Raw genomic sequence first — 6,754 nt, 5'->3', positions numbered from 1 at the left:
AAACGCACCGTCGAGGACACGTGGCGCCACATCGGACATCTCGTCGAAACCATCGAGGCAGCCGAATGTAAGAACTACTTCGAAAACGCAGGATACGCTTCCGTCAAAACGTGAAAGGCTCTAGCGGCCAATTCCTCGGCCGCGGCCACTCTCGCCATCTCGCGTTCGTCCGAGTTGATGTACGTCCAGACCCAGTTGTTCCTGAGCCACTGCTGGAGCTTGCCGCGTATCGCGTCGGCTTCGTCGAGAGGCAGGCCCAGGCGCGTGACGAGGACGTTCTCCTCGCGCTTGCTGACCAAGTCTCCGTCGTCGTCGAGCCACTCCAGGAACGCGCCAGGGCGGCCGGGCAGGTCGAACAGGAGCGCCCAGCGGCCGTTGTCCGCTTCGTCGCGCCCCCAGCGGATGTTAGCGACGTCCACCTGCACGGGCCTGCAGCCATTGATGAAGTCCCAGGGGTCGTTTTCGTCGAGCCACTTTCCCAAGCGGCCCCCGACGTCGAGGGATTCCCCTAAGGTTAGGTCCGCGAAGCCGTCACCCGTTCCGGAGAGCCTGCCGGATTCAGGGCTGAACTCGAGGTGGCGAAAGCCGCCGTCAAGGCCGGCGCCCGCGAGCCTGAACCGCAGCGCGGGCTTGCCCCGCTGGCGTAGAAGCCAACGTCCGTCATCGTGTAGTTTGCCATTTTATTTCCTGCGATGTCGGAGCCGCCCAGTGCGTCCCTAACAACAAAAGGATTGTGTGTAATGAGGCTCATGACAAGCCTGTTTTCAAATTTATTTTACAAGTTGCAAAGTGCAACTTGCAACTTTCAGGCTTTTGCTGGCCTTCATAAATAAATTTAGCTCCAAAAATTAGCATGTCTCTTGCCGACAACTCTGGGAGGATTGCCACACGCCGATCATTTTAGGAGTTCTTCATATGAAAGCTGTCATCCGTCTGGCACTGGAGGCCGTCCGGGCGATCCTGCGCGCGGTCCTCGCGCTGGTCGCCTCGATCTGCAGATTGCTCGGCGTCGAGCCGCCCTCAATGCCGCAGCTGCCCCAGCCGTCGACAACCCCGGAGGACGTCCGCCAGGAATACAGGGACGGGTACACGCGAGAGGTCGCGAACGATCACGCGCTCGCATCAGATGTCGGGATGTCGGTTCATCAGTATGCGGCAGCCCTCGATCCGGCGATCCGCGGCGCGGTCGACATCTCCGGCCTGACGGCCGAGCAGACAGACTGGCTGCTGGGATTGCACGAGGAGGACTTGCAGCGCCTCGTCACCGCAGGACCGAAAGCGTGCGAACTGGCGGTGACCGGGCGAAAGTGCGGCGTCGTCGGCCTACCGATCCCGCCGGCGGCTTCTCAGATCGAAGGACCGATGCCCGTCAGGGACCCGGCGCGCGACATGTTAATGACTCAAATCCGAGACGCTCACGCCGCTCGCACGCAGTTGCTCGCGTAGCGCGTTCCAGGCTTCTTCCCGTTTCCGCAACTCATGCTCGCGTATCCGAGCGCGGGCTGCGGCCATCGACTGTCCATTGCGGAGCGCGATAGTCGCGCAGCGCGCGCTCCGCTTCCGGACACTCGTGCAGCAAGTCTCTGAATTCTTCGAACAAAGCGTCGACTTTCGCCTTCTTCATGCTGCCACCCGCTGGCGCTGACGGTGGATATATGCCTGCCGCTGTGCCAGCGCCGCGCGCAGCTTCGCGATCTCCGCGTTCGCCGCGGCGAGATCGCGGACGGCTTGCCTGGCGATCCGGCCGAGTGCCTCGGCGTTGCCGAATGCTGCGGACACGGCAGCGTCGTATGCTGCTTGCTCGCGCGCCTCGCGGTCCTGACGGACGCGTTCCATCGCTTGGGCGTGCCCGGTATAGATGATGGCTCCGAGGCCCGCGCCGAGCGCAGTAGCCTGAAGGCCGACCGATGTTCCGATATCCATACCCTGACGTGCCATGCCTGCCTCCTGTGTTGAAGGCATGGTAGCTATAGGGATCTAGGAAAGATCTAAAGGTGCCGATCGAATTGGATCCGCCGGGCGGATTAGGTTTTTGCATGCCGCCGATTCTGCGTCGGCTAGTCCTGCGGGACGTACGTCGTCACAGACGTCAGGTTCTCCTCGATGGCGGAGTGCGAGGCGTCCAGACGGAGGCTTGTACGCACGGCCGAGCGGACGAGCATTCTGATCGAATCCACGGTCTGCAGGAACGCTGACGTCGGCGCGTAAACGGGTGCCTGCGGCTGTCAATTCGAGCGGAACACATAAGAAAACCGCACATTCGCTATACTTGAAACGGCTTTGTCGCGCTCAGCGGGCAATCCTTGCAGCCGCAGTTCCTGCGGTGCTCGGCATGCTAATCCCTACGGCGACCAGACGCGAGCCGCACTTCGGGCACCGAAGACGTTGCGAGAGACGGCTCAACGGGAAGTCGCGGCCTCGCGTCCAGAGCATCGAAAACACGTCCAGCTGATATCGGTTGCCGCACTCGCGGATCGTCTTCAGGCCTTCACGATTGCCCCAGATGCACCGCGCCGTCAGCCTCACGTTATGGTTAAAGCATCTCCGAGGAACGAGATAAGAACAAATTCCTCTTCCGGGTCAATGCCGTTCAATGGTCTCCACCGGAAACGGGCGTGAAGGCCTATCCGTCGGGACGGCGTGCATGTAACGTTCCTGCGGGGAACGGAGAGGTCATCATGGAAAACGATGGAGCCGGAGTGGTCGTGCCGCCGAGCAGCGCGATACGGGGCCACTGGCTGGCCTTCTTCGCTCTCGTCGTTGTGGCATACGTCGTCACAGCAGCTTTCCACGAGGACTGGGCCTCTGCTTTCGGACTCGTGACCGTGCCGACCGTAGTCGGATACTTCATCGTCAGGAGGGTCAGCGGTCTCTGCAGCTTCGCTACTCGCTATGCCGCCTTCGCGGTCCTTCTGTGCATGCTCATCGGCGGCGACGTCGGCAGAGCCGTCGCGAAGACAGGAGATGACGTGCGCGGCGGCTGCATCGATAACAACCAATGGGTCGCGCAGCTCGCGCGGGCTGAGGACAAGCAGTCGTTCTGCACTTGCCTCGCCGACAAAATGAAATGGCCAACCGCACGGACGGTCGCCGCGGCCTTTATTACGTTTCGCGAGCCGACGCCGATGCAAGACGATCCAGTGATGACTGCTGTCGCAACAGATGCATTTAAACAGTGTGCGGCCCTGTTGCCTCGTTCATGATTTCGCAGGCCAGTTGACGTCCGGATCATGGCGCCGCATTCCAGTCCTAGCCGCGTAGCTCAACCGGGATGGCACCCTGGGCAACCCGAGAGGGCCGAGAGAGAGCGCCGCTTCGTCGGAGGTGGCGGTTGGAATCCGCAGGCGGCTAGATCGCGGAATAGGGGTTGCCGGGAGGGCTGGCGCTCTCCCGGTCCCGTCAGATGATGTGTGTGCCGCACGCGGCGCGGCATCGAATGGTTACATCCGTCCATGCTGTCATCGGATATGCCGCACCACACAGGCCTAGCCGCGTGGATATGCGAGAAGGTTCTCCGAACGGGGACGGCGGCACGACCTGTCGGAAGCACAAGGCTAGTGTGCTTTCCGGCTTGCAGGGGAGGGTCATGCCGCGCCGCCGGGGTGGCACTCCCGCCAACTCTGTTGACCGTCGCAGCTATACCTGAATCGACCTCTCGATGGTATGGAAACGGTATAAATGCACAGGAGACACCGATAGCGAGGGCGGCTTAGGTGTCACATCGAGACCTAAGCCAATGATATCCTTGGAGAAATTTGGTAGCGGGAGAGGGATACCGCCAATACAGTGCGGCCACTGAATTCGTTTGCTAACTCGACTCCTCTGTAGGTTATAGGGCGGTTTGCAGCCTTAAATCGTGTCTCCGCAACCACTTTCATCAGGAAGCCGACTGGGGCCTGCAATTCGTCTGGGGTGCCCGGAAGCTTTTCGAACTTTCTGTCTCACACCCCCGGCTGAATTGCGTGCGCTTGTCAGAGAAGTTGGGATGTCGGAACCCGTCTTGGGATAGCTTTGATTTGACGACATCGGTGGGTTGTCGGGAAGGACAGGCGGTGCGATTGTTTGTTGTGTTGGATGATATCGGCGTTCTGCCGAGCGCATGAGTTTCATAGAAGTGACCTGGCTGATTTTCTTCAATTGTCTTTGATGGCATAAATCCGGGATGTGGGGGTTTGATGTTGGAAAACGATCTGGAGCAGAAATTCTACTATTCTACCTCAAAACTCATCAAATCCTGTGCCATATTCGCCTCGATTTTAGGTCTCGGGATTTTCTGTCTTCAGTATAAACATCCGCCAGGTGTCACGCCACTGAAGTGAGCGGCTAGTTCTTCTTCCAGACGCTCGAAATCACTTCCGGGGAAGGGGTGACCCTGGTTGTATGAGCGCGGCAACAGGATTTGAGGATTTGAACGAGATACATAGCAATCACCGCTGTGCGGCGATCTCAGGGATTACTTCCGAAAAGAGTGATCTGCGAATAGCCCGATGGGGCAAAAGGAAACGGGCGACGCTCGCCCGTTATCGCCACAGTTAGCGATGTCGAGGTCCAACATGTACCGTCCTTCATGTCCGTGGACCTTTCGCTGCCTATTTCAGTTTTCTCGTCGTCTCTTACTCCCTCGCATGAGTTAAAAAGCGGAATACCGGCCAGTGGGCAATCGCTTCGCGCAATTTGCTGAAAAGCTTGCCTTCTTTGTTGATGGCAGATCGAACTTGAACGGCAGCCCATCCGGCTTTCATCGTCCCGCCGACATGGCAATGGCAGACGACAGCGTGCAACTGCCAATTCGTAAGCTCGAAGAAGCGCTTCGCTTCGCCATACGTATCGTTCTTCAGCCCTTCAGCCCGCAAAGTTGGATCGGCGAAAGCGATGCTGATCGCGGAGCCGAGGGACTGGGTTTTGTCGCGCACGTCCAAGGTCATGTATTCCGTCCCGGGGAAGGCGGCGAGGTACTGCTCGGGATTTCGCTCGAGCAGCATGGCCCAATGTTCCAAACGCTGGCGCCGCGTCATAGCTGGAAAGGATGCTTCGACCTCCGCGACCCCATGCAGTTCCGCAAGTGTCTGATGTTTCATGGCCATCTCCTGTTGGCGAGGCGCTCCGCCTGCAACAGGCCGAACTAGCCTCAATCGTCCCTATGCAGGCGAACCTGCAGTCCATCGAGAAGTTCCATTGGCGAGAAAATTTGACAGTATGCCTGCTTCAATTTCCCGCTGTCTCCATGCCTTGGACCTCCCACGCAACGAGCTACTGCGATGCTTGGACCAGCCGTCGCAGCAATGGGTAATCCTTTAGGTCCTTGTAAGGGGTGAGATCTAACTCCCCTGGCACGCAGCGAAGCTGTTCCTCATCAATTGCTTTCTCATGCCCTTCGATGACGCTTTGGTAGTGCCGCCAGGGCAGGCCAGCCCCTCTGACCGCGTCTCTCTCGATGCGTAAAGCGATTTGATGGGCGTGCAGATAATGAAGGCGCAACTCGTCCAAAAGAGCTTTTTCAACAATTTCGTGGCACACCAGAAACGGTTCGAGCCGAACGTCCTTGCCTCTCCATCTGATGGTGCGGGGCAGGTGTCGGTCGATGTAGATCGTAGTTGCATCCCGGCTGTACCCAGCGATGTAGGGAATATCGAACTCGTGGCTGACCTTGACTCGTCGATGAAGGCGGAAACGACATCAGACAGGACGAGGTCGCTGATATCTTCAGAGCTATGACGGACCTCGTCGGGTAATTTCAAGTCCGCTCCTGCCATCTGTCAGCGGAAGCGCCCGCCGCATAGGCGAGCGCTTCCGATGACTTTTTACTTGTTGATGATGATGCGCTGCTTGTCCCGGTTTTGTGCGTAAGTAGCCTTGTCGTACGCTACCTGCGCCTCCAACTGGTCCTTGGTGAAGTTCGTATAGAGGTAACGGTTACCATTCTTGTCGGTCATCAACTTGAGGTTCTCCATACCGACGGCGACCTTCTTTTCGCCGATGCCCAAAAATCCACCTACATCAACGATTATCGAGTCGACCTTCTTGTCACCCGTCAGGATAACGTCGCCGATCTCGCCGACCTTCGCATCGTCTGCGCCATAGACGTTGGTTCCGATCAGATTTGCCGCACTGATTTTGTCTGACGGCATTTCGGTCAAGGTCGTCTTATCGATCGAGGCCGTCGCAGTCCTATCGGTTTTGGTATTAGCCGCTTGGGTAGCCGCCGTGTTGTTAGTCGGCTGGGCCGTCGAGGGTGCCGCGGTATCGTAAACCTTCGTATCGAAAATGGGCTGAGCAATAAGCTCATCCTTGGTCGTCTTTGCAACCAACCAGCGATCGCCCTTCTTGTTCACCCATTCAAGCTTGTTGAAGTCGTAGGCGACATTTTTTTCGCCCACGCCAAGGAAACCGCCGACACCAATGACGACGAGTTTGGCGTTCCCGTCCTTGTCCAGGACGATGTCCTTAACATCGCCGATCTTCGTCGCGTTATCGGCGCTGCTGTCATAGACCGCAGCTCCCATGATCTTGGAGACGAGCTTGCCATCAGTAACCGGAGCAACAACCTCCGTCTGGGCAGCGGGCTTGCTGGTGTTTGCGGCGTGTGCACCGGCGGTGCAGAGCGCCGTCGTAATGAGAGCGCCCGTCGCCACCGTAGCGAGTATCTTGCGGACCATTGTGAAATTCCTCCTGTTGTTGATAGACCGTCGGTTTCCGCCGACGTCATTTCAATCAACGAAAACAAAGGCCCTACGTTCCGGAGTCCATGGTCCTG

8 protein-coding genes and 1 pseudogene are annotated in these 6,754 nt (G+C 58.3%); 3 read left to right on the top strand and 6 right to left on the bottom strand.

Annotated features, from left to right (window positions below; translation table 11 throughout):
* Positions 1 to 114, top strand: a pseudogene (locus tag O7B34_RS31435) (IS630 family transposase); the annotation flags it as partial.
* On the opposite strand, the gene O7B34_RS31430 reads toward O7B34_RS31435, so the two are convergent.
* Positions 75 to 482, bottom strand: a complete 408-nt coding sequence (locus O7B34_RS31430) for a hypothetical protein (protein ID WP_337149603.1) — start codon at positions 480 to 482, stop codon at positions 75 to 77. The pseudogene O7B34_RS31435 and the gene O7B34_RS31430 sit on opposite strands and share 40 nt — an antisense overlap.
* A gap of 433 nt (positions 483 to 915) precedes the next feature.
* On the opposite strand from O7B34_RS31430, the gene O7B34_RS31425 reads away from it, so the two are divergent.
* Positions 916 to 1,446 (top strand): hypothetical protein, encoded by a 531-nt coding sequence (locus tag O7B34_RS31425; protein ID WP_337149602.1) that lies wholly within the window; start codon positions 916 to 918, stop codon positions 1,444 to 1,446.
* A 31-nt stretch (positions 1,447 to 1,477) separates the two neighbouring features.
* On the opposite strand, the gene O7B34_RS31420 is transcribed toward O7B34_RS31425, so the two are convergent.
* Positions 1,478 to 1,624, bottom strand: coding sequence for a hypothetical protein (locus O7B34_RS31420; protein WP_337149599.1), 147 nt, complete (start codon positions 1,622 to 1,624; stop codon positions 1,478 to 1,480).
* The gene (locus O7B34_RS31415; protein ID WP_337149597.1) at positions 1,621 to 1,938 is read right to left on the bottom strand and encodes a hypothetical protein; all 318 of its coding nucleotides are present in this window, start codon (positions 1,936 to 1,938) and stop codon (positions 1,621 to 1,623) included. Before O7B34_RS31415 ends, O7B34_RS31420 begins: the two co-directional genes overlap by 4 nt.
* Positions 1,939 to 2,678: 740 nt before the next feature.
* On the opposite strand from O7B34_RS31415, the gene O7B34_RS31410 reads away from it, so the two are divergent.
* Complete coding sequence (locus O7B34_RS31410) at positions 2,679 to 3,203, top strand: hypothetical protein (RefSeq protein WP_337149594.1); 525 nt, start codon at positions 2,679 to 2,681, stop codon at positions 3,201 to 3,203.
* A 1,410-nt stretch (positions 3,204 to 4,613) separates the two neighbouring features.
* Here O7B34_RS31410 and O7B34_RS31405 read toward each other — a convergent pair.
* From O7B34_RS31405 to O7B34_RS31395, 3 genes are all read right to left on the bottom strand, one after another.
* Positions 4,614 to 5,078, bottom strand: coding sequence for a hypothetical protein (locus O7B34_RS31405; RefSeq protein WP_337138507.1), 465 nt, complete (start codon positions 5,076 to 5,078; stop codon positions 4,614 to 4,616).
* Between the two features lie 172 nt (positions 5,079 to 5,250).
* The gene (locus tag O7B34_RS31400; RefSeq protein ID WP_337149591.1) at positions 5,251 to 5,517 is read right to left on the bottom strand and encodes a hypothetical protein; all 267 of its coding nucleotides are present in this window, start codon (positions 5,515 to 5,517) and stop codon (positions 5,251 to 5,253) included.
* A 284-nt stretch (positions 5,518 to 5,801) separates the two neighbouring features.
* Entirely contained in the window at positions 5,802 to 6,656 is an 855-nt protein-coding gene (locus O7B34_RS31395) for a PRC-barrel domain-containing protein (protein WP_337149589.1), read from the bottom strand.
* Positions 6,657 to 6,754: the final 98 nt, after the last annotated feature.

This window comes from Mesorhizobium sp. Cs1299R1N3 (genome assembly GCF_037179625.1).
Taxonomy (GTDB): domain Bacteria; phylum Pseudomonadota; class Alphaproteobacteria; order Rhizobiales; family Rhizobiaceae; genus Mesorhizobium; species Mesorhizobium salmacidum.
This window is presented reverse-complemented; position numbering and strand designations above follow the sequence as displayed.

Coding starts and splice junctions, on each gene's coding strand:
- O7B34_RS31425 (WP_337149602.1), top strand. CDS start 916: ATGAAAGCTGTCATCCGTCTGGCACTGGAGGCCGTCCGGGCGATCCTG.
- O7B34_RS31420 (WP_337149599.1), bottom strand. CDS start 1,624: ATGAAGAAGGCGAAAGTCGACGCTTTGTTCGAAGAATTCAGAGACTTG.
- O7B34_RS31415 (WP_337149597.1), bottom strand. CDS start 1,938: ATGGCACGTCAGGGTATGGATATCGGAACATCGGTCGGCCTTCAGGCT.
- O7B34_RS31410 (WP_337149594.1), top strand. CDS start 2,679: ATGGAAAACGATGGAGCCGGAGTGGTCGTGCCGCCGAGCAGCGCGATA.
- O7B34_RS31405 (WP_337138507.1), bottom strand. CDS start 5,078: ATGAAACATCAGACACTTGCGGAACTGCATGGGGTCGCGGAGGTCGAA.
- O7B34_RS31395 (WP_337149589.1), bottom strand. CDS start 6,656: ATGGTCCGCAAGATACTCGCTACGGTGGCGACGGGCGCTCTCATTACG.